The sequence below is a fragment of the Nonomuraea sp. NPDC049750 genome, assembly GCF_040659625.1.
Classification (GTDB): domain Bacteria; phylum Actinomycetota; class Actinomycetes; order Streptosporangiales; family Streptosporangiaceae; genus Nonomuraea.
Map to the genome: position 1 here is coordinate 41999 of NZ_JBFANB010000028.1, position 21077 is coordinate 63075.

The 21077-nt window shown below is 70.6% G+C and carries 24 protein-coding genes; 10 read left to right on the top strand and 14 right to left on the bottom strand.

Annotation, left to right across the window (positions count from 1 at the left end; translation table 11 throughout):
* Positions 1 to 178: 178 nt before the first annotated feature.
* Positions 179 to 523, bottom strand: coding sequence for a hypothetical protein (locus AB0J16_RS45445; protein WP_358551974.1), 345 nt, complete (start codon positions 521 to 523; stop codon positions 179 to 181).
* Here AB0J16_RS45445 and AB0J16_RS45450 point away from each other — a divergent pair.
* The gene (locus tag AB0J16_RS45450; RefSeq protein WP_358551976.1) at positions 509 to 883 is read left to right on the top strand and encodes a hypothetical protein; all 375 of its coding nucleotides are present in this window, start codon (positions 509 to 511) and stop codon (positions 881 to 883) included. The two genes, AB0J16_RS45445 and AB0J16_RS45450, sit on opposite strands and share 15 nt — an antisense overlap.
* Positions 884 to 893: 10 nt before the next feature.
* Entirely contained in the window at positions 894 to 1025 is a 132-nt protein-coding gene (locus AB0J16_RS45455) for a hypothetical protein (RefSeq protein WP_358551978.1), read from the top strand.
* 280 nt (positions 1026 to 1305) lie between these two features.
* Here the strand turns inward: AB0J16_RS45455 and AB0J16_RS45460 are convergent, their stop codons facing one another.
* The 4 genes from AB0J16_RS45460 to AB0J16_RS45475 all read right to left on the bottom strand — a co-directional run bounded on the left by AB0J16_RS45460 (position 1306) and on the right by AB0J16_RS45475 (position 4562).
* Positions 1306 to 1644: a YciI family protein gene (locus AB0J16_RS45460; protein WP_358551818.1), complete on the bottom strand. Its 339-nt coding sequence runs from the start codon at positions 1642 to 1644 to the stop codon at positions 1306 to 1308.
* Positions 1641 to 2213: a dihydrofolate reductase family protein gene (locus AB0J16_RS45465; RefSeq protein ID WP_358551820.1), complete on the bottom strand. Its 573-nt coding sequence runs from the start codon at positions 2211 to 2213 to the stop codon at positions 1641 to 1643. The genes AB0J16_RS45460 and AB0J16_RS45465 overlap by 4 nt, the downstream gene beginning before the upstream one ends.
* 178 nt (positions 2214 to 2391) lie before the next feature.
* Positions 2392 to 3639 carry an isoprenylcysteine carboxylmethyltransferase family protein gene (locus AB0J16_RS45470; RefSeq protein ID WP_358551822.1) on the bottom strand — a complete coding sequence of 416 codons (1248 nt, stop codon included), beginning with the start codon at positions 3637 to 3639 and terminating at the stop codon, positions 2392 to 2394.
* Positions 3636 to 4562: a hypothetical protein gene (locus tag AB0J16_RS45475; RefSeq protein WP_358551824.1), complete on the bottom strand. Its 927-nt coding sequence runs from the start codon at positions 4560 to 4562 to the stop codon at positions 3636 to 3638. Before AB0J16_RS45475 ends, AB0J16_RS45470 begins: the two co-directional genes overlap by 4 nt.
* Before the next feature lie 80 nt (positions 4563 to 4642).
* On the opposite strand from AB0J16_RS45475, the gene AB0J16_RS45480 reads away from it, so the two are divergent.
* The gene (locus AB0J16_RS45480) at positions 4643 to 5281 is read left to right on the top strand and encodes a TetR family transcriptional regulator (RefSeq protein ID WP_358551826.1); all 639 of its coding nucleotides are present in this window, start codon (positions 4643 to 4645) and stop codon (positions 5279 to 5281) included.
* Between the two features lies 1 nt (position 5282).
* Here the strand turns inward: AB0J16_RS45480 and AB0J16_RS45485 are convergent, their stop codons facing one another.
* The 3 genes from AB0J16_RS45485 to AB0J16_RS45495 all read right to left on the bottom strand — a co-directional run bounded on the left by AB0J16_RS45485 (position 5283) and on the right by AB0J16_RS45495 (position 7264).
* Positions 5283 to 5408: a hypothetical protein gene (locus AB0J16_RS45485; RefSeq protein WP_358551980.1), complete on the bottom strand. Its 126-nt coding sequence runs from the start codon at positions 5406 to 5408 to the stop codon at positions 5283 to 5285.
* Between the two features lie 5 nt (positions 5409 to 5413).
* Positions 5414 to 5881 carry a cupin domain-containing protein gene (locus tag AB0J16_RS45490; RefSeq protein WP_358551828.1) on the bottom strand — a complete coding sequence of 156 codons (468 nt, stop codon included), beginning with the start codon at positions 5879 to 5881 and terminating at the stop codon, positions 5414 to 5416.
* Positions 5882 to 6016: 135 nt separating this feature from the next.
* Complete coding sequence (locus tag AB0J16_RS45495; protein ID WP_358551830.1) at positions 6017 to 7264, bottom strand: NAD(P)/FAD-dependent oxidoreductase; 1248 nt, start codon at positions 7262 to 7264, stop codon at positions 6017 to 6019.
* Between the two features lie 101 nt (positions 7265 to 7365).
* Between AB0J16_RS45495 and AB0J16_RS45500 the strand changes: the two genes are divergently transcribed.
* Together AB0J16_RS45500 and AB0J16_RS45505 are read left to right on the top strand one after the other, a co-directional pair.
* Positions 7366 to 7908, top strand: coding sequence for a TetR/AcrR family transcriptional regulator C-terminal domain-containing protein (locus tag AB0J16_RS45500; protein WP_358551832.1), 543 nt, complete (start codon positions 7366 to 7368; stop codon positions 7906 to 7908).
* Positions 7909 to 8084: 176 nt separating this feature from the next.
* Entirely contained in the window at positions 8085 to 8555 is a 471-nt protein-coding gene (locus AB0J16_RS45505) for a VOC family protein (protein ID WP_358551834.1), read from the top strand.
* 35 nt (positions 8556 to 8590) lie between these two features.
* Here AB0J16_RS45505 and AB0J16_RS45510 read toward each other — a convergent pair whose 3' ends face one another.
* Together AB0J16_RS45510 and AB0J16_RS45515 are read right to left on the bottom strand one after the other, a co-directional pair.
* Positions 8591 to 9256: a M15 family metallopeptidase gene (locus AB0J16_RS45510; RefSeq protein ID WP_358551836.1), complete on the bottom strand. Its 666-nt coding sequence runs from the start codon at positions 9254 to 9256 to the stop codon at positions 8591 to 8593.
* Between the two features lie 142 nt (positions 9257 to 9398).
* The gene (locus AB0J16_RS45515) at positions 9399 to 10145 is read right to left on the bottom strand and encodes a helix-turn-helix domain-containing protein (RefSeq protein WP_358551838.1); all 747 of its coding nucleotides are present in this window, start codon (positions 10143 to 10145) and stop codon (positions 9399 to 9401) included.
* An 81-nt stretch (positions 10146 to 10226) separates the two neighbouring features.
* On the opposite strand from AB0J16_RS45515, the gene AB0J16_RS45520 reads away from it, so the two are divergent.
* Both AB0J16_RS45520 and AB0J16_RS45525 read left to right on the top strand, forming a co-directional pair.
* Positions 10227 to 11063: an NAD-dependent protein deacetylase gene (locus tag AB0J16_RS45520; RefSeq protein ID WP_358551840.1), complete on the top strand. Its 837-nt coding sequence runs from the start codon at positions 10227 to 10229 to the stop codon at positions 11061 to 11063.
* Positions 11064 to 11172: 109 nt separating this feature from the next.
* The gene (locus AB0J16_RS45525) at positions 11173 to 12411 is read left to right on the top strand and encodes a cytochrome P450 (protein ID WP_358551842.1); all 1239 of its coding nucleotides are present in this window, start codon (positions 11173 to 11175) and stop codon (positions 12409 to 12411) included.
* 3 nt (positions 12412 to 12414) lie between these two features.
* Here the strand turns inward: AB0J16_RS45525 and AB0J16_RS45530 are convergent, their stop codons facing one another.
* Positions 12415 to 12828 (bottom strand): organic hydroperoxide resistance protein, encoded by a 414-nt coding sequence (locus AB0J16_RS45530; protein ID WP_357954004.1) that lies wholly within the window; start codon positions 12826 to 12828, stop codon positions 12415 to 12417.
* A gap of 79 nt (positions 12829 to 12907) precedes the next feature.
* Between AB0J16_RS45530 and AB0J16_RS45535 the strand changes: the two genes are divergently transcribed.
* Positions 12908 to 13339 carry a MarR family transcriptional regulator gene (locus AB0J16_RS45535; protein WP_358551844.1) on the top strand — a complete coding sequence of 144 codons (432 nt, stop codon included), beginning with the start codon at positions 12908 to 12910 and terminating at the stop codon, positions 13337 to 13339.
* 93 nt (positions 13340 to 13432) lie between these two features.
* Positions 13433 to 14659, top strand: a complete 1227-nt coding sequence (locus AB0J16_RS45540) for an MFS transporter (protein WP_358551846.1) — start codon at positions 13433 to 13435, stop codon at positions 14657 to 14659.
* 94 nt (positions 14660 to 14753) lie between these two features.
* On the opposite strand, the gene AB0J16_RS45545 is transcribed toward AB0J16_RS45540, so the two are convergent.
* Complete coding sequence (locus AB0J16_RS45545; RefSeq protein ID WP_358551848.1) at positions 14754 to 18089, bottom strand: S8 family serine peptidase; 3336 nt, start codon at positions 18087 to 18089, stop codon at positions 14754 to 14756.
* A 90-nt stretch (positions 18090 to 18179) separates the two neighbouring features.
* Between AB0J16_RS45545 and AB0J16_RS45550 the strand changes: the two genes are divergently transcribed.
* Positions 18180 to 19238 (top strand): hypothetical protein, encoded by a 1059-nt coding sequence (locus tag AB0J16_RS45550; protein ID WP_358551850.1) that lies wholly within the window; start codon positions 18180 to 18182, stop codon positions 19236 to 19238.
* Positions 19239 to 19252: 14 nt separating this feature from the next.
* On the opposite strand, the gene AB0J16_RS45555 is transcribed toward AB0J16_RS45550, so the two are convergent.
* Positions 19253 to 20422 (bottom strand): MFS transporter, encoded by a 1170-nt coding sequence (locus AB0J16_RS45555; protein WP_358551852.1) that lies wholly within the window; start codon positions 20420 to 20422, stop codon positions 19253 to 19255.
* Between the two features lie 75 nt (positions 20423 to 20497).
* The gene (locus AB0J16_RS45560; protein WP_358551854.1) at positions 20498 to 21076 is read right to left on the bottom strand and encodes a TetR/AcrR family transcriptional regulator; all 579 of its coding nucleotides are present in this window, start codon (positions 21074 to 21076) and stop codon (positions 20498 to 20500) included.
* Position 21077 lies beyond the last annotated feature (1 nt).

Sequence of the window (21077 nt, forward strand, 5' to 3'; positions counted from 1 at the left end):
TCCTCCACCAAGCCGGCCACCTCGACCCGACCGAGGCCACAGGCCGGGTGCGGGCAGAGACGGCCGCCGCCTATGACCGCACTGTGGCGTCCGGCTCGCGAGCGCGGCTGGAGTCGACGGTGGGCCTGCTGCGCAATCTGGCGGTGACCGGGGGCGGCGGCCTGGAGGAGGCCCGACGCTATCGTGGGATGGCCGTCGCGGCGGCGGAGGAGTTGGGCGACGCGGAGCTGACCGCCCGCGTGATCGGCGCGTACGACGTACCGGCGATTTGGACCCGCTCGGACGACCCGGCACAGGCGGCACAGATCGTGGCGGCAGCCGAACGCACCCTGACCGCTCTCCCACCCGGCACGCACCAGGCGGCGCGGGCGCGGCTCCTGGCCACGATCGCCCTGGAGTCGCGCGGCACCCGCGCGGCACGCGGACCCCAGGCCTCCCGGCAGGCCGAGGAGATCGCCCGCCAATTGGACGATCCCGGCTGCTGGCGTTCGCCCTCAACGGGGTGTTCATGCAGACCTTCCACCGGGCGGGGCTCGCGCCGCGCCGCGACGAGATCGGCGCCGAGCTGGTCGCCCTGTCCGCCCGGCATGGGTTGGTCACCTTCGAGGTGCTCGGGCACCTCATCCGCCTCCAAGCCCGCAGCGCGCTAGCGGACTTCCCCGGCGCCGACGGGCACGCGACCGCCGCCGAACTGCTGGCCCGGCGGCATGAATTGCCGCTGGTGGGGGTGTTCGTCCAGTGGTACCGGGCGCTGCGGCTCGCCGCGACCGGACAAACATCGGGGGCGGAGGCGACCTCTGCGCCTGGTTCCGGACCCGCCCCGCGACCTGCTGTACGAGGCCCTGTGGTGCCTGATCGCGCGGGCGGCCATCGCCGCCGGTGACCGGGAGACGATGGAGCGCGCCCACACCGAGCTCACTCCGGCGGCGGCGGAGCCGGCCGGGGCGGGCAGCGGGCTGCTCACCCTGGGCTCGGTCGCCACGCACCTCGACGACCTCGCCACCGCCCTCCGCCATCGACCCTGACCTCGCTCCGCGCACGATAGACGCGCGAGCAGCCGACCACCGCCGTCGAGGTCGCGAGGCGAGTCACAGCTCGGCGAGACGACCGCTGAGGAAGCGACGCTCGGCCTCGGTGGTGGCGAGGTCGAGGGCTCTGAGGCAGCCCGTCGCGTGCCCAGCGCTCAGCGGCGATGACGAACGCCTCCTGCGCGGCCTCCTCGGCGAGGTCGACGTCGCCGAGGAAGCTCACCAGGGCCGCGAACACGCGTGCCCACTGGTCGCGGAAGACCTCCTCGAGCACGGCCTACCACTCCACCAGCGGCCGTACTTCGACCGAGCCGCCGAGGCGGGCGGCCGGGATCCGGGCGGCGAGCTCCAGCGCGGAGTCGAGATCGTCCGTCTCGACGATGTAGAAGCCGCCGAAGATCTCCTTGGTGTCGGCGAACGGCCCGTCGGTCAGCAGCGGCTCGCCGTTCTGGACGCGGACGGTGGTCGCGGTGTCGGCCGGTTGCAGCCGCTCGCCCCCGAGCATGCGCTCGTCCTTCATGAGCGCGATGTACTCGGCGCTGATGGCGGCGCGCTGGTCCTCGCTGAGGCCCTCGTACGCCCCGGGGCGCTCATTGATCAGCAGGGCGTATTTCACCGGTGCTCTCCAAACCCGGAAGTACGGTCGTAGACGAGGCGGACGGCCTGGCCGACCTTTTCGGCGGACACGAGGTCCAAACCGAGGGGCTGGTCGAACAGGTGTCGACCCGCGCCGAGCACTGTCGGGAAGACCAGCAGCCGGTATTGATCGATCAGGTCGTGGGTCCGCAGCGCATCGACGATGCTAGCGCTGCCCGCGATCACAACGTCCTGGCTCTGCCGGCGCTTGGCCACCTCCTCGGCCAGGTCCCCCCGCAGCAGGGTGGAGTTGTGCCACCCCTCGACGTGGTCCAGCGAGCGTGAGGCGACGAGCTTGGGGATGGCGTTCATCTTCTGGGAGAACTCGTCCTGCCTGGGGGACCAGATGCGCGAGAACAGCTGCCAGGTGACCCGGCCCAGCAGCATGACTCCGGTGTCCAGCACCTCCCCCAGCTCGAACTTGTCGCCGGCCACGCTTTCGGGCCCGTGGCGGAACGCCCACCCTCCCTGCGCCGAGCCGGCCGACCCGTCCGGGTCCTCCATGACCCCGTCGAGGGAGACGAACTGGATGACGATCACCTTACTCATGACCTTGAACCTCCACGTAACCGGTTTGTCGGGCATAGGACGAACAGGCCACGCTTCTGGGGACAGGTGAAAAATGTGATGCCGGTCACAGTCGCACGCCAGTGGTCGGGTAGGCATCTCGGGGCCTAACGGGTGTCAGGTCACTGCCGGTCCGGTGGCCCCCACGGCCGTGCGGGCGTCAGGTTTCCGCCGGTCCGGTGGCTCGGGGCCGGGCGGGGCCGGCGCCGAAGGCGTCCGCGCACAATTGGGCGAACCACCCCACCCCCGGCAGCAGGAGCACCCAGCCGAGCAGCGCCCACCCCAGGTGGAGGTGCTGGGCCGCGTGGGCGAAGGCCGCCACTCCCTGGGCACGCAGCCCGTCGGCACGTTCGTAGGTCATCCGCCGCAAACCCCCCGGATGCCTTTCCGCAGGCTGGATCCGCAGCGAGACGGGCCGCCGGCGGACGAACCACCGGCCGACCGCGTCGCACCGCTCGCAGGTCGCGGCCACGTGAAGGTCTGCGGGCGGCAGACCGGGGTAGGGGCGGCTGCGGGGCAGCCAGGCGCGTACCTGGTCACGGTAGTCCGTCCAGTCCTGGCCGTACCGCGACACGAGCTGGGTCCCCTCGTGCCAGGCGGCCAGCCCCGCGCCGTAGGCGACGCAGCTCACCGCGGCGGCGGCGAAGCGCAGGTCGAGCACCGCGAGCAGCAGGTAGGCGCCCGCCATCGAGGACTGCATGGGATTGCGCAGATAGGCGTACGGCCCGCTCGTGACCAGGCGTTTGGGCGGATCGTACGGCACCGGCGTCCCTCCCCCGGCGACGGCGAACTCGCGGACGGCGGCCAACCCGAACAGCAGCGGCACCGCCACGACCTGTCCCAGCAGCCCGATCACCCACTCGGGCTGCCGCCATACGCCGGTCAGCGCGACGGGCACGCCGAGCATGAGCCCGCCCACGAGGCCCACCTGGAACGACACGCGCCAGGTGAGCCGCCGGTCCGCGGCGGTCCAGCGGGCCAGCAGCAGGCCGGGCAGCAGGCAGAACGCGATCGCGGCGGCCTCCCCGTACAGCCACCCTTGACCCAGCGCCACGACCGGCTCGGCCAGCGGCATCACCCCCAGATCCAGCCAGGCGAACCCCGCCAGGACCAGCGGCAGCGGGTACGCCCGCGCCACGCACGCGGGCAGCGCGCCCCACAGCAACGCCCAGCCCAGCAGAAGATCGACGGGGACGCCCGCCACCACGGCGCCCTCGGCGGCGAAGCGCCACCAGCCCGCGTACGCGGCGACGACGTTCACGACCGTGAGGCTGACCAGGTTCCAGGCCGTGGCCAGGATCATCGCGGCGAGATCCCGCTCCCCCGGCCGCCGTACGGCCGCCGCGATCCAGACGGCGGCCATCGGGACGAAGAGCGCGACACCCCGGATGAGCGTGGGATCACTCATCCGGCGAACGTCTTGACCAGGTAGCCGGCCGCCTCGGACAGCGCGTAGCTCTGCAGCGGGCCGAAGTACCAGCCCGGATCGAAGGTACGGCGGTAGGCCAAGGTCACCGTCAGACGGCCGCTTCGCCAGTCGAACGTCGCCCGGCGCAGGTCCAGCCAGCGCGCGAGCGTGGTGTCCTCCACCACGGCGAACACCACCCGCCCCGGCATGCGCTCGCTCACCCGCAGGGTCATGGACCGGGGCTCCAAGGGCGCGCCGATGCCCAGCGAGCGGCGCGGCGTGAAGATGATCTTCCGGGTGTCGCCGACGGCCAGCCCGGTGCCTTCGGCCCGTAACGGCCGGGGGAAGCCGAGCGACAGGAACCGCGACTCCACGGGCCCGAACCGGGGTTCGGCGGCCAGCGCCCGCTCGACGTTCGCCGCCGCCTGTTCGGCATTCGCCGCCGTCCGTTCGAGGTTCGTCGCCGCCATCGCCCCGGTGACGCTCACCTCGTTGTCACGGGGCAGCGAGACCGCCGTGCCCTCCAGCGTGGCGGCGACGAGAAGCGGCGCGAGAAGGAGGTTCATCCGGCCCTTGCCCCGGTGGCGCCGGACTTCGTCGATGAGCAATCCGACGAGCAGGCCGACCAGGTAGAACAGCGGCGCGGCCATGACCAGGCAGACGATCCCCTCCCCGAGCAGCGGACCGGCCAGGGCTAAGGCGACGGTGATGGACGCCATGATCATGCCGATGGTGCTGCGCGGCCGCGCGGTGAGGGCGACGGTGACGGCGATCACCGCCGGGATGCCGACGTAGAACAGCGCCGTCTGCTCCAGATGCCCCTCGTGCAGGACCCTGTCGAGCAACATCGCCGCGAACAGCGCGACCAGCACCCCGGCCAGCGTCCACCGCGCCCTCACCTGCGGCTGGCGTTCAGGCTCCATCCGCCCCCCTTAACCAGTAGATTTAATCAGGCGATTAAACTGTACGATGAGGACGCGGGATTCTGTCAATGGGGGTGCGGGTGGCCGAGAAGCAACAGCAGGGCGCGGAGACCCGAGACCGGCTCATCGACGCCGCGGCCGAGACGATCCGGAGCCAGGGCTACGCCGGTACCAGCGCGCGAGCCATCGCCAAGGCCGCGGAGGTCAACTCGGCGCTGGTCTTCTACCATTTCGGCGGCGTCGACGCGCTGCTGCTCGCCGCGCTGGACCGCTCGTCGGAGCAGCGCATGGCCACCTACCGGGAGGCCGTGGACAAGGCCAAGAACCTCGAGGAACTCGTCGAGACCGCGAGCGCCATCTACCGGGCCGACCTCGAAGGCGGCCACATCACGCTGTTCTCCGAGATGGTCGGCGCGAGCATCGCCCGGCCCGAACTCCGCGCGGAGATCACCGCGCGCTCCGAGCCCTGGATCGACTTCATCGAGCAGGCCCTGGAGCGGGTCATCGGCGGATCGCCCCTGGCCAGGCTGCTGCCGCCGCGCGATCTGGCGTACGCGGCGATCACGTTCTACCTGGGCGTCAACCTCTTCACCCACCTCGACGCCGACCGCACCCGGACCGAGGCCATGTTCAACCTCGCCGAACGGGTCGCACCCCGCGCGCGGCTGCTCACCATGCGCCTGCCCGGCCGCCGTGGCAACGACAAGCCCAAAAAATAGCTCATGTCGAGACGGGCGAGGTGAGGGTCATGGTGAGCCCTCCCCCGGGCGTCTCCTCCGGTACGAGGGTGCCGCCCATGGCCTCGGTCAGCCCTCGGGAGAGCGCGAGGCCGACGCCTGCGCCCATTCGGGTCAGTCCGGCAGTCTCATCTCCAGTCCGTAACGCAGCCCGACCTGCGTCACGGCCTTGAGACTGGGCAAGGGATGGTCCGCCGGTGGAGCCTGCCGGGTCGGCGCCAGCTCCCCGATCTCGGTGAAGAACCCTTCGATGCCGCCGGGCGCGTAGAACACGAGAATGCGCGCGTCCGTGAGGGGCTCGAAGCGCTCCCACGTCCTGTCGGGGATGTAGAAGAACGAACCCGGGCCGCCCTCCACCACCTCGTCGTCGATGTAGACGCGGACCGTCCCCTCCAGGATGTAGAGCATCTCCGTTCCCGGATGCGTGTGCGGCGGGGGGCCCATTCCGGCCGGGACGGTCATCTCTATGACCGTCACGCCGCCACCCGTCTCGTCGCTCGCGGCCTTGACCTCGTAGAGACCGCCGAGCACCCAGAACGCGTCGCCTTCCCCAGGCTTGCGCGCGATCACATTGTCGGCCATGTCATCCCCCTCCGCTCCGTAATCACCACCTGACCAGGAGTGATCCGGACAGGTCAATCGAACCCCGGACAAGAGTCTCCAGAAGCAGGTAAACAAGACCGCTAGCCCACGTCTCCTGGGGGCCTGGGGGACGGATCAGCGGGCAGCCTCCTGCGGCCCTGAGGGGACGAATCTCTTCAGCGCCTCCTTGCCGACCCGCACCGCCGCGTTCCCGCGTTCGAGCAGGTCGTCCTGGTACTCCCCCAGCGCCGAGATCAGGTCCCGCTCGCCTCGGTGGACCTCGGCCAGCCGGGCGCTCAGCCGTACGGCGTCCTGCATGGCGGTGTTCGCGCCGTTCCCGCCGCTGGCCAGTGTCAGGTGCGCGGAGTCACCGAGCAGCGTGACCCGGCCCACCGGCCAGGGCGGCATCGGGCGGTCATAGATCTTGGACCGGCCGACGGCGCTCATGTCGGCGGAGCGCACCAGATCCCGCAGGTCGGGATGCCAGCCCTCGAGGAGCTCCAGCACCAACTCGCGCGCGTCCTCCCCGGCGGACCCCGGATTGGTGGCCGCCGGGTGCTCCGGCGGCACAAGGAGCACCCACCGTACATAGCTGTCCCGGTACGGCATCTCCAGCCCGGGGACGAGCTCGGCGGCGGCCGCGGACGGCTCCCTGTCGAACTGCATCCGGCCCAGCATCAGCGTGATTCCGGGGCCCTTCACCATGGTGCCGCGCCCCGGCACCAGCCGCAGGAAGCGGTCGGTGATCGTGGTGCGCCCCATCGCGCCGCACAGGTCCGCGTCGACCAGCCCGACCTCGGGCGCCAGATACCGCCGAACCACCGAGTTGCCGCCGTCGGCGCCGACCAGCACCGCTCCCGTGGCCTCCGTACCGTCGGCGAAGCGCGCGGTCACGGTCCCGCCCGCCCCGTCAGCGAAACGCGCGGACGCGCTCCCGCCCGCCCTTTCCGCACCGTGGGCGGAGCGCGCGGCCGCCCCCTCCACGACGCCCGTCAGCCGCTTGCCGTGCGTGACCCGGTCGCCCAGGTCGCCGAGCAGGATCCGCCGCAATACCTGCCGGTCCACCGCCCTGCTTCCCTCCACCGGCCCCTCCAGGTCGCGGCTGAGGAGCGTTAATTGCTCGTCGAACAGCAGCCCCGGCCCGGTCAGGTCCCCACTGGTGGCCTCGACCAGCTCGTAGAGCCGCTGCGGCAGGCTCGCCCGCAGCGCGGTCAGCCCCGGCTCCGCCAGCCCGATCCGGTATCCCTGGAACCGCTCGCCGCTGCCGTCGTCCGCCTCGTACACGCGCACGTCGAGGCCCGCTCGGACGAGCGCGTGGGCGAGCGTCAGCCCGCCGAGCCCGGCCCCGATCACCAGCACCCGTCCCACGCCTTGCTCGGTCATGACACCCTCCGTCTCCGACGCCGTTCCGACGTGAACGACGTTCACGTGTACATTGTTCACGTACAGAGAGCCGCATTGTCAACCACGTCTTGGAGGATTCGATGAGTGAGCGACGCGCCCAGGTGCTTCAGGCGGCGATCGAGCTGCTCGACGAGGTCGGCCTGGACGGTCTCACCATGCGGCTCCTGGCGAGCCGGCTCGGCGTGCGGGCAGGCGCGCTGTACCGGCATTACCCGAGCAAGCAGGCCCTGCTGGACGCCATGGTCGCGCACCTGGCCGTCCCGCCGGGCGAGGCCGTGCCGCCGCTCGACGGCCCCTGGGACGAGCGGCTGCGCCTCCTCGCGATCGGCACGCGGGAGCTCATGCTGGCCCACCGCGACGGGGCGCGCCTCATGTCCACCTTCCAGAACCCGGGCAGCGAGGCCGTCGCCTTCTACCACGATCTCATCGCCACCCTGACCGCCGCGGGCGTCCCCGCGGACACGGCCGCCGCGGCCGTGGACACCGTCATGGCCTACGTCAACGGCTACACGACCGAGGAACAGGCCCGCTCGATCGCCACCCAGCCCAGAGAGTTCCGCGACCGCACCTTCCGCGCCGGCCTCGAACTGATCATCGCCGGAACCAAGGCATCCCTGCCCTGAGCTGCCCCTGGAGCCGCTCTGGACCTGCCCCTGGAGCTGCGACGACACGATCGCTCGGCATCGGGGAAAAAAATCTGGCGCCGCCGTGTCGAATCGCCGTCGATGTGTTCGACGCGTTAGTGACAGGACAGCCCGGGACTCACCGTTCCGGACTCCCGCACTCGGAGGAGCGCATCATGCAGAAGATCACCACGTTCCTGTGGTTCGACAATCAGGCCGAAGAGGCGGCGGCTTTCTACACCTCGCTGTTCGAGGACTCGCGGATCCTGGAGGTCCAGCGCTACGGCGACGCCGGGCCGGGTCCGGCGGGGACGGCCATGACGGTGTCGTTCGAGCTGGCGGGCCAGCGGTTCGTCGCGCTGAACGGCGGCCCGGAGTTCGCCTTCACCGAGGCGATCTCGCTGTACGTCGACTGCGCCTCGCAGGAAGAGGTCGACGAGCTGTGGGCCAAGCTCACCGAGGGTGGCTCGGAATCGCAGTGCGGCTGGCTGAAGGACAGGTGGGGCCTGTCCTGGCAGATCGTCCCCAAGGTACTGCCCGAGCTGCTGGGCAACCCCGACCCGGCCAAGGCGCAGCAGGTCATGAAGGCCATGCTGGGCATGCGGAAGATCGACATCAAGGCCCTGGAAGAGGCCGCCCGCCTCTAGCGGCTGTCCGATGACGGCGCCGCGGTCCTGCACGATCAACCGGCTGGGAGTGGCCAGTCGATCAGGGCGTGCAGGGCCGCGGGGGCACCGGTGCACAGTGCCCAATAGCGATCGCCGTACGACCAGTGCCACCACTCCGTCGGGTAGTTGACGAAACCGGCTTCGCTCAGGACGCCACCGAGGATGCCACGGTTCGAGCGAGCCCGAGCGGAAATATTGTGCGCTGCCGTATAGCAGCCGTCATTGCTCTCCTCGGGGCTCGCGTTCACCTCTGTACCCATGTCCAGCTCCTTGCCGGATTCGGTGCACAGGGTGAGGTCGACGGCCGCGCCGCAGACGTGCGGGCCGATGTGGGGCGGGGCCAGGGAACGGCTGGCCTGCACGTAGACGTGTTCCTCCGGCCAGTCCGGGTTGGCCTCGGCGAGCCTGGCCGCATATGAGGAGAAATACCGCTCCTGCAGCGCGGGCGGCCGGTACGCCTCCACAATGAGCAGCCGCAGACCGTCGGGAAGGCCCGCTTGAGCACGCAGGAGGCGTTCGACATGCCCCCGGCGGACGTGGGCGTACGCGCCGTCGGGGTCGGCCTGGCGCTCGTCCACCAGCAGGCCCGGTACGGTTCGCAGGTCCACCAGCGGCTCGCCGCGATCCTCCACCCGGATCTCGGCGACCCGCGAGTCCGACATGAGCACGATGTCCGGCACGACGTTCTCCTTAGGGAAGGGGGCAGGTCAAGGAGAATGTTCGGTGACCGCGCTACAAATCCTCTCCAAGAACGCACTAAAGGTGCGTGCCCGGAACAACGGCAGGCCCAGCCGCTCCCACATCTCGACGGGCTGCCCATCCTCAGGTCGCCGGGCGGAGCACCTGGTCCAGGCCGAGCGGGGTGGCCGGTGGCAGGGGGTCGGCGCCTTCGGCGCGGAACGCCTGGAGCAGGAAGGCCACCAGCCGCCGGGACGCGGTCAGCGCCGCCTCGGGCGAGTCGGTCACGATGCCGCTGTTGGCCATGAGGAGGAGCGTGAGGTCGTCCTGGACGAAGTCGGCCCGCAGCCGCCCGGCCTCCTTGGCCCGCCGCGCCAGCTCGGCGAAGCCCCGCTCGGCGCATTCGCGTTCGTGCTCGAAGGCGATCGCGTCCGGGAACTTCGACAGGAACGCCGCGGCGAATCCACGGTCGACGGCCTGCATGGCGCACACCTTCTCGATGACGGTGCGGAAGCCGCGCCACGGGTCGGGGTCGGCGAGCGCGTCGTCGACGACCTTCGCGCACGCGTGGAGGTCGTCCGCGAACACCTCGACGACCAGCGACTCCTTCGTGGGAAAGCGGCGGTAGAGGGTCGCGATCCCGACGCCGGAGCGCCGGGCGATCTCGACCATCGGCACGTCCAGTCCGAGCGTGGCGAAGGTTTCGCGGGCGGCCTCGAGGATGCGGTTGCGGTTGTGCAGCGCATCGGCGCGCAACCCAGGTGCGTCAGCGCGCGGCCCAGGCGTTTCGGCCTGCGGCTCAGGCGCGCCGGCCCGCGGCCCCGGCGTTTCGGCGGGCTGCCCGGGTGCGTCGGCGGGCGCGTACGGCATCTGAGACGGCTCGGTGGACATGCCTCTCACTTTAGCCAACCGGAGAACCCTTTCCGGTTACCGGAATACGGCACGGCGTGACGAGTCGGGCACCATAGTGCTGTGACCGAAAGTGTGGGAACCCGCGGCAGCGCGCTCGACTCCCTGATCGAGCTGGTGGCCAGGGGCGGCGTGGTGGTGCTCAGCGGGGCAGGACTGTCGACCGAATCGGGAATCCCGGACTACCGGGGACCCACAGGTCGCGCCCGGAAGGCCGAGCCCATGACGTACCAGCGCTTCGTCGGCAGCGCCGAGGCGCGGCAGCGATACTGGGCGCGCAGCCACGCCGGCTGGCGGCAGATCGGCCTGGCCGCACCCAACACCGGGCATCGCGCCGTGGCCGAGCTGGAACGGCGCGGGCTGATCGAGACCATCGTCACGCAGAACGTCGACGGTCTGCACCAGGCGGCCGGAGCGCGGCGGGTGATCGAGCTGCACGGCGGGCTCGACCGGGTCGTGTGCCTGTCCTGCCGCGAGCGAACCCGCCGCACCGAACTGGAGACCCGCCTGCGATCGGCCAATCCCGGCTGGGCGGCCAGCGGGCAGATCAACCCCGACGGTGACACCGCGCTCACCGACGATCAGGTCGAAGGGTTCCAGGTGGTGGACTGCGCGGCCTGCGGCGGGCTGCTCAAGCCCGACGTGGTGTTCTTCGGCGAGAACGTACCCAGAGCCCGGGTGGATGAGTGCTTCGCGCTCGTCGCGGCGGCGCGGGCGCTCCTGGTCCTCGGGTCGTCGCTGACCGTACGGTCCGGCCTGCGATTCGTCAGCAAGGCCGCCGCGCTCGGCATCCCGATCGCCATCGTGAACCAGGGGCCGACCGGCGGAGACGCCCAAGCCGTACTCACCCTGGACGCACCCCTCGGCGCGACCCTGACTCACCTCACCACCCGCCTCTGACGCGGTCGGGTAAGAGTTGCGGGTCCTGCGGTGACGTCTAACTCATCTTTTCCGGATCTTGCCCATCGCAGACAGTTGGGAGGACATTTCACATTTTGGAGGCCTCTCAATGACTACCTCTCCTCTACGAATCCCGGTTCCCGGCGAGCGAGCGTCCAGCACGATTCACCGCTTTCGCGATGAGCACGGGCCAGTGATCCCCATCGAGCTCCCGGGCAAGGTCAAAGCGTGGGCCGTGACCTCGTACGACATGGTGAACGAGGTCCTCGCCAACGACGACACGCTCTTCAGCAAGAACGCCCGCAACTGCCCCGCGCTGCACGACGGCACCATCCCTCCTGACTGGCCGCTGCGGCAGGTCATCGAGGGCGATCACCTGCTGACCAAGGACGGAGCGGACCACCGGCGGCTGCGGGGCCTCATCAACCGGGCCTTCACCCCGGCACGCGTGCAGGGTCTCGCCGCCCGTGTCCAGGAGATGACGAACGAACTCCTCGACCGGCTGCCCGACGACGGCGAGGTGGTGGATCTCGTCCGCCATTTCACCGAGCCGTTGCCGGTCAATGTGATCTGCGAGCTGTTCGGCGTGCCCGAGGAGGAGCGCTACCAGATCCGCGAGTGGACGAATGTGCTCCTGTCCCACACCGCCACCCCGGAGGAAGCCGGCACGGCCGGGGCCGGCCTGCTCGGTTACCTGGCCAAGTTCATCGACCGCAAGCGCGGCGACATGGGGGACGATCTCACCTCCGGGCTCATCCGGGCGCAGGAGGACGACGGGGACCGGCTGACCGACGACGAGATGGTGGGGATCCTGTGGCTGGTGCTGATCGCCGGCCACGAGACCACCGTGCACCTGCTCGCCAACACGGTCATCGCCTTGTGCGCGGACCGGGACCAGCTCACCCTGGCGGGCACGCGGGACGCCTGGGCGCAGGTGGTCGAGGAGGGGTTACGCACCCGGAACTCGGTGATCAACGTGATGTTCCGCTACCCGCTGAAGGACGTGCGCCTCGGCGAGGTGACGATCCCGGCCGGGGAGCCGATCATGGTCGGGATCGGCGGCACGGGGACGGATCCGGCCAGGTTCGGCGGGGACGCCGGGCGGTTCGACATCGCGCGCGGCCAGGAGACGCATCTGGCGTTCGGCCGCGGGCCGCACTTCTGCCTGGGCGCGCCGCTGGCCAGGCTTGAGGCCCGCATCGCGCTGTCCTCGCTGTTCGGCAGGTTCCCCGAGCTGCGTCTGGCGGTCGGGGAGGATCAGATCGTCTACAGCCCGTCGTTCATCACCGAAGGACCGGTGGTGCTGCCGGCGCTGCTCGGGCCCGCCAAGGACGGAAATCGCCGGTAGGGCCTATTCGATGACGAGGGTCACCGGGATGTTGCCGCGGGTGGCATTGGAGTACGGGCACACCTGATGCGTGGCCTCCACCAGGGCGCGGCCGGTCTCACCCTGCAGGTGGTCGGGGAGCTCGACGCGGAGCGCGACCTCCAGGGTGAAGCCGCCGTCGCCGTTGGGGGCCAGGCCCACTTCGGCGGTGACCGACGCCTGCTCGGCCTCCACCTTCATGCGCTTGGCCACCAGGGCGAGGGCGCTGGCGAAGCAGGCGGCATAGCCGGCGGCGAAGAGCTGCTCGGGGTTGGTGCCGGCGCCGGCCCCGCCCAGCTCCTTCGGCGGGGAGAGCGTGACGTCCAGGCGCCCGTCGGAGGAGACGGCGCGGCCCTCGCGGCCCGTCGCGGTGGCAATGGCGGTGTAAAGGGTGCTCATGATCGCTCCTAATCGATTGTGTGCAACTTGATTGTGCACAATTTAATTGCCTGCCGTCAACCCCGGGTATGCTGGGGTCATGAACGCGTTGCTGCTGGAGAACCAGGTGTGCTTCGCCGTGCACGCCGCGTCCCGCGCGCTCGACGGCTTCTACCGGCGCGAGCTGGCGGAGCTGGGGCTGACCTATCCGCAATATCTGGTGATGCTGGTGCTGTGGGAGCGGGAGCCGGTGACGGTCAAGGAGCTGGGAGTGGCGTTGCGGCTCGACTCCGGCACCCTGTCACCGCTGCTCAAGCGGATGGAGGCGGCCGGGCTCGTCCAGCGGGAGCGCAATGCCGGCGATGAGCGTTCCGTGATGGTGCGGCTGACCGGCGCGGGCGCGGAGCTGCGGCAGTCGGCCCTGCGGGTGCCCGAGCACGTGCTCGGCGCCACCGGGCTGCGGATGAGCGAGCTGGCCGACCTGCAGCGTACGCTCGGCCGAATGACCCAATCCCTTACCGAAGCCACCTGAGATAGCCTCTCCGGACGAATCATCGAACAGTCCCGAGCACCACCGGCTGGTCTGTATGAAGAATGCGGAACGCCCGCATCACCGGAGGTCGCCTTGGGGAGTACGTACACGCTCGACGTCAGGAAGACCGCGACCCTCACCGTCGGCCTGCTCATGGGAGTCTGGGTCGTCGACTACATCGACCGGGTGATGATGGCGGTCGCGCTGCCGTTCATCGGGGCGGAGTTCGCCCTCACCAAGACCGAGCAGGGCGCGCTGATCACCGTGTTCGCCCTGGTCTACCTGCTGTGCCAGATCCCCGGCGGGCTGCTGGCCGACCGGGTCGGGGCGCGCAGGCTGCTCGTCGTCTCGCTCGCGCTGTGGTCGGCGTTCACCGCGCTGACCGGTCTGGCGTGGGGGCTGGGCGCGTTGCTGGTGATCCGGGCGCTGTTCGGCGTGGGGCAGGGGATCTTCCCCGGCGCGTCCTTCAAGGCGCTGTCCGAGCGGACCACGCCCGCCCGGCGGGCCACGGCGGCGGGCACGATGCTGGCCGCCACCCAGCTGGGCGCGGGCCTGGCGCCGCTGGTCGTGGCGCCGCTGCTGCTGGCGTTCGGTTGGCGGCCCACGTTCTGGGTGACGGCGGCCGCGGGCGTGGCGATCGGGCTGCTGCTGTGGGCGCTGCTCCCCCCGCCCCTGCCCGCCGAACTGAACGGCTCCGGCGACCTGTCGCGCCCCGCTCCCCCGCCCGCCTCCGTGCTGCGGGCACCGGCGGTGTGGAAGTTCGCGGCGCTGTTCTGCGCGACCAACATGCTCGGGTACGGGATGATCACCTGGGTGCCCAGCTACCTGCTGGAGGCGCGCGGGGTCTCGCTGCTGAACACGGGCCTGTACGCGGCCATCCCCGGCCTGGTGATGACCGCGACGATCATCCTCGGCGGCTGGCTGTTCGACCGCTACTTCCACGACCGGGGCCGGCTCTTCGTCATCCCCCTGCTGCTCTGCACCGCCGTGCTGCTGGCGCTGATGCTGCGCGCGCAGACCGCGGCCGGGTTCACGCTGTTCCAGACGCTGGCCATGGCGGTGGCCGGGCTGTCGATGATGGGCATCCTCGGTATGCCGGTACGCGCGCTGCCCCCCGCGGTGATCGGCTCGGGAATGGGGGTGGTCAACGTCGGCGGGCAGGTGGCGGGCGTCCTGGCGCCGGTGCTGATGGGCTGGCTGGTCGACCATTACTCCTATACCGCCGCGTTCGGGCTGCTGATCGGCACCACGGTGCTGGGCGCGCTGATCGCGATGGTCGTACCGCAGCGGGCCGACCAGTTCGACCTGGAGCCCGCGTGACGGGAACGTTCCACCTTGCGGGCCGCATGACCAAGGCACGGACACGAAGACGCCCCGCCGCGCCTGTCCAGGCGGGGCGGGGCGTCCGCGCGGGCTACTTGATCTTGTAGGCCCTGGTGATGGTCTCGGCGAAGCCGTTGCCGCCGGTGTCGACGGCCTTGACCCGCAGCGAGGCGAACTTGCCGCGCGCGCTGATCGGGTGCCAGGTCTCGGCGGCCCAGGTACCCTGGGCCGCCGGGTGCACCAGCGTCGGCAGCCAGGTGCGGCCGTCGTCGTAGGAGATCTCCACGGTGAGCGTACGCAACTTCAGATCGGGCGAGCCGTTCTGACGCTGGACGCGCAGCGGGATGCGCGCGAGCCCGGCCGGGGCCCGGTTGCGATCGTCCAGCTCCGGATTGATCTTGAGGGTCAGCAGCGGCAACACCTGCTGCTTGCCCGGCTGAGGGGTCTTCGACCTGAATTTCCACTCGGCGCTGACCCGCGTGGACACCTGGGTCTGGGCCGGTACGCGGTCGGCCGTCATGGTCAGCCGGTACTCGCTCTCCTTCGTCTCCGCGGGCGCGTCGACCGTGCCGGGAAGGTAGTCGGCGGCGTAGATCTCCTTGCCGTCCCGGTAGAGCCGGGCCTGCGGAGCGGTGTACTCGCCGTAGGAGATGCGATCGGCCGTGCCGTCCTCGAACAGGCCCGCCGCGAACTGCAGTGTGTTCTCCTGTCGCCAGGTGTAGTCGCCGCCGGGGTTGAGCGCGGCGGCGAAGACACCGGTGTTCCACCGGTCGTCGGTCTTCTTACCGGCGCGGTAGACGGTGGTCTTCCCGAAGAAGAACTGGTCGGTGTCGTTCCAACCGTCCGGCGGCGTCCGGTACTGGATGAAGGAGGGATACCAGCCGGTGTCGCCGGGCGTGTAGTACTCGGTCCGGTGGAACGGGAGCGAGAACCGGGAGACCTGGCCGTACGGCGTCCAGGCCAGCTCCGTCCCGTACAGCACGGGCAGGGCGAAGTGCTCGCCGAACTTGACGTCGTTCTGCGTGGCATAGGTGGAATCGACCTCGGCGAGGTCGCGGCGGCGCGGGCGGTAGCCGGGGTCGGCGGGGATCCGCGGCTCGGCCTTCATCAGGTGGTAGAAGTACGGGCTGTCGTCGTAGCCGCCGTCGCCCTTCGGCTTGGCCCACTGGGTCCAGCGGTAGTATGCGAACTTCTTGCTCACCGTACGCGTCGTCGGGATGGCCTTGATGCCCTCGACGCGGTCCGCGCCCCACATGCCGGCCAGATCGACGTCCACGCCGAGGGGCTGGCCGTCGATGAGCTGCAGCATGCCGAGCATGCCGACGGCCAGCCGCGCGGTCGGCTCCTCCGTACGCACGTCCACCGGCTTGGCCTTGCGGGCGTCGGCGGCGACCGTACGGTCGGCGTCAAGGGTGAACTCCGGATCGGAGGACATCACCAGAGTGCCGTCGTGGTCGAACATGAGGCCGACGACGGTGTAGCGGTGGCCCCTGTCCAGCCGGAGGTCCAGCGTGCCGCCGGAGATGTCGTAGTTGCGCTGCTCCTCGGTGTCGAGGTCGATCACCCCGGCGAAGGCGTTCTGGACGGGTTGCCCGTCCGTGCCGGTGTAGCGCAGCTTGAGCGCGCGCTTCTCCGGCGCGACCCGCATGCCGATGCCGGTGCGTACGGAGACGTCGGCGTTCGCGGCGATGACCGTGCCGCTGAACAGGCCGGTCGGGCCCGCCGTGGCGGTCACCTTGACCTGGGCGGTGCCGTGCGCGGGCACCTCCACTGTCGTGGCGCCGAGCTTGAACGGCGTCACCACCGCGCCCTTTTCGTCCTTGGCGAGCACGCTCAGGTTCAGCCGGACGGCGGCGTCGCCGTCGTTGCGGTAGGTGAGCGTCTTCTCCTTGGGCGCGGGGCTGGGCAGCTCGATGTCGCCCATGCTCAGCGCGGCGGGCTCGGCGGTGACCTGCTGGGTGACGGCGCGGGCGACGTCGACGCGGCCGGAGCCCTGGACGTAGGCGCCCAGCTCGTCGCCGGGCGCGGTGGAGGCCATCAGCGCGGCCTTGATCTGGGCGGCCTTCCAGTCGGGGTGCTGCCCGGCGACGATCGCGGCCGCTCCGGCCACGTGCGGCGTCGCCATGGACGTACCACTCAGTGCCGTGTAGGAGTCGTCGACCGGGGAGCCGGCGGAGGTGCCCTCGGCCCGCGCGGCGACGATGTCCACGCCCGGCGCGATCAGGTCGGGCTTCACCGCGCCGTCGAACGCGCGCGGGCCCGTGCTGCTGAACTGCGCCACCGTGTCGTCGTCGCGGTAGGAGGCGCCGACCGACAGCGCGCTGTCAGCGGTGCTCGGCGAGCCGACCGTCTGCGGGCCGTCGTTGCCCGAGGCGATGACGAACAGCGTGCCGTACTTGTCCGACAGGCTGTTGACGGCCTGCTCCACCGGGTCGTCGCCGGGAGTGTCGGCCTCTCCGAGGCTGAGGTTGGCGACACGGGCGCCGTTCTCGGCCGCCCAGGTCATGGCCTGGATGATCGCCGAGTCCGGGCAGTCTCCGCTCTGCACGCAGACCTTGCCGATCAGCAGCTTGGCGCCGGGGGCGACGCCCTTGTACCGGCCGTCCGAGGCGGCGCCGGATCCGGCGATCGTGGAGGCGACGTGGGTGCCGTGGCCGTTGAGGTCGCGGACGTCGGGCTCCGAGGTGAAGTTCTCCGACTTGGCCACCAGCCCCTGGAGGTCGGGATGGCCGGGGTCGTAACCGGTGTCGATCACCGCGACCTTGACGTCCTTGCCGGTCTGACCGGCCGCCCACGCCTTGGGCGCGCCGATGTGCGGGACGCTGACGTCGAGGGACAGCTTGGCCTTGCCGTCCAGCCAGACCTTCGCGGGCGCGGCCGCCGCCCTGGCCTGCTGCCCGGTCAGGGACTTCCAGAGCGTGCCGGCCGCGGCGTGGGGCTCGCTCTGGGCGATCCCGTTGATCGCGGGCAGCGGGCGCCCGCCCGCGACGCGCAGCGTGGCGGCGGCGGTCTGGTCCGGGTACGTCACGATGAGCGGCAGCGCCGAGCTGGTGGCGTCGTCGTAGCCGAGGGCGGCGAGCCGGGTGACGTTGAACAGCCGGGGGTCCAGCCGGCCCGCGGCCAGCAGCGGCAGCGCATCGACGGGGACGATGCTGAGCCCGTCCTTGGACCGGCGGTGAATGAAGTTGATCTTTTCCCGGCCGGGGCCGGACTGGACGTCCAGCTGGGTCTGCTTGTCGGGGAGCGTACGGAGGACGACCTTGTCCCCGGTGAGGAGGGTGATGGTCTTGGGCGGCCCGGCCTTCGCGGCAGACTGGGCCGCGGTCGGGGTGGCCGACGGAGCGGGCGTCGGTGCGGCCTGGGCCGGAGCGGCGGCCGCTATCAGGGCCGTGATCACGACACCCAGGAGCGCGGTTCTCTGAAGCACCTCCGCTTTCTAATTCTTTGTGACTTTTGATGACAAGGTGATTTAAGTGGCCTATTGCGGCAACTGCCGGAAGTGGCCAAGATCATGAGCATGCTTGAGGACAGCCGGGCGCTGGAGGTCGTGGGGATCAGCGCGTTCGATGAGCGGATCTACCGTGGGGTGCTGGCCTGCCCCGGCATCACGGTGCAGGAGCTGGTCATGCGGAGCGGGGAGGGCGCGGGACGCATCCAGGCGTCGCTGAGCAGGCTCCGCGCCAAGGGCCTGGTCAGCCGTCTGTGGGGGCGCTCGCCTCGGTGGACGGTGACGAACCCGGGGACCGCGATCCGTTCGCTGGTGCGCGGCCTGCAGAGCGAGCTGGATCAGCTCACCGACACGGCCGACGAACTGGAGGCGGCCTTCCGTACCGTCGGCCAGGATCCGGAGGAGGGCGGGCAGTTCGAGGTCCTCGCGGGTCCCGAGGAGCAGGCCCGCTGGTACGTCCGGCTGCAGCAGGAGGCCAAGGAGGAGGTCCTGACCTTCGACTGCCCGCCGTACGTGCTGGACTATCACAACCCGCTGCAGACCGACCTGCTGCGCAGCGGCGTCCGCTACCGGACCATCTACGTGCCGGAGGCGTTCGACCACGCGGGAGCGCTCGACGAGGTGGGCAGCCTGATCAAGGCGGGCGAGGAGGCGCGGGTCCTGCCCCGGCTGCCGTTCAAGATGGCGATCGTCGACCGGTGGCGGGCGGTCATGCCGATGCACATGGACCCGCCGCTGACCCGCGGCGTGCTGATCAGCGGCTCCACGATGGTGGTGGCCCTGGTGGAGCTCTTCGAGCGCCTGTGGCGGGAGGCGCTGCCGGTACGCCCCGAGCTGTGGCAGGACGCACCGGCGACGCAGAAGCCCGCCGACGCGGCGGACCTCGCCGGTGGGGAGCGGGTCGAGGCGGAGCCCTTAGACGGGGGGCCGGAGGCGACGGAGCTCGGCGCCGAGGATCGGCGTCTCCTGGCGCTGCTCGCGGCCGGGCTCAAGGACGACGCCATCGCCCGCCAGCTCGGCACCAGCCCGCGCAGCCTGCGCCGCCGCCTGCGTCACCTCCTGGACCAGCTGAACGCCGAGACCCGCTTCCAGGCCGGCGCCCAGGCCAGCCGCCGCGACCTCGTGTGACCCGCGCCCGAAGGTCAGACCTGTTCGACGGCGCGGACCCTGCCGCTCGACCGGTCCCGGAACCACGCGTAGCAGCTCACCACGATCCCGGCCACAGTGACTGCGGCGCCGACGAGATACAGCGACCGCAGCCCGAACCCGCCGTCGATGACCCGGCCGCCGAGCCAGGCGGCGAAGGCCGCGGCCAACTGGTAGGCGGACGCGTTCACCGCCATGGCCAGGGTCGGCGCCGCGGACGCGGTGGTCAGCACCCGGGTCTGCATGCCGGGAATGACGGAGAAGCCCAGCGCGCCGATCACGAAGACCAGCACCGCGGTGATCGCCGTACCGCCGCTGACCACCCACATCAGCACCAGCGTCGCCGCGAGCACGGCGAGCAGACTGAGCTGTGAGGACATCAGCGCCCGGTCGGACAGCCAGCCGCCGGCGAAGTTGCCCACCGCGGCGCCGACGCCGTACACGAGCAGCAGCACGGCGATCGCGTCGGCGGCGAATCCGGTGACGCCGGTGAGCAGCGGCGCGAAATAGGTGAACACGATGAGCAGCCCCGCGTTGCCGACCGCCGTGACCGCGATGGCGCGCCGCACCTCACCGCCGCGCAATACCCGGAGCTCGGCCAGCGCGGAGGTGCCGGGCGTGGCGTTCCGGACATCCGGTACGAAGCGCAGCACCAGCAGCAACCCGAGCACGCAGCACACGGCGATGGTGACGAAGGTGGATCGCCACCCGAAGCCGTTGCCGATGAACGTGCCGATGGGCGCGCCGAGGATCATCGACAGGTTCATCCCGAAAACGAGCTTGGACACGGTGGACGCCTGCTTGTCCGGCGGGGCGGTCGACGCCGCGATGACGATCGCGTTGGCGAAGAACGTGGAGGTCACCAGCGCGGTGATGATCCGGGCCGCGAAGAGCACGGCGTATGTGGGCGCGAGCGCCGAGGCGAGGTTCCCGGCGATCACCACCGCGAGGAGGACGAGGATGAGCGGTCTGCGGTCGAAGCGCGCGGTGAGCGCCGTCAGCACCGGGCCGCCGATGATCATTCCGATGGCGTAGGCCGTCACCAGCAGTCCGGCCGCCGGTATCGACACGGCCAGGTCATCGGCGATGTCCGGCAAGATCCCCGCGATCACGAACTCGCCGGTCGTGATGCCGAACACGCACAGCATGAGGGAGAGGACGGGCATGCGGTTCACCTCTAATAGTTGACTTATCAGTACAAAAAATGGGCAGCGTGATACGTGGGCCGTCGGCCGCGGGGCTTAAAGGGCCGCGAGCGCCCCTTCCACGACGTCCAGCAGGGCGTTCCTGTCGTCGGTCACCTTCGCGAGCGTGCGCAGCCCGTAGTACGCGCTCTGGAATGTCCGAGCCACCTGGAGCGGCGGCCGGTCGGCGGACAGTTCGCCCGTGCGCTGGCCGACCGCCACCAGGTGGCAGAGCTCCTGTTCCAGGTCGGTGAACTGCCGGCGTACCAGCGCCGCGACGTCACCGGTGCGCCCGCTCGGCTCGGTGGCGGCGTTCAGGGCCAGGCAGCCACGCCGGCCGGGGTCGGCCAGGTCGGCGTCGATGACGCCCAGCATCATCTCCCGCAGCCGCTCCCGCACCGATCCGGGTTCGGCCAGCATCGCCAGTTGGGCGGCGCCCTTGGTCTGCGCGTATCGGCGGACCGCCTCCTCGTACAGGCGGTGCTTGCTGCCGAACGCGTTGTACAGGCTGCCGCGGCCGAGCCCGGTGCGCGCGCACAGGTCCTGGGTGGTGGCCGCCTCGTAGCCCTTCTCCCAGAACACCTCCATCGCGGCGTCCACTACTGCATGGTCGTTGAACTCCCGGGGTCTGCCCATG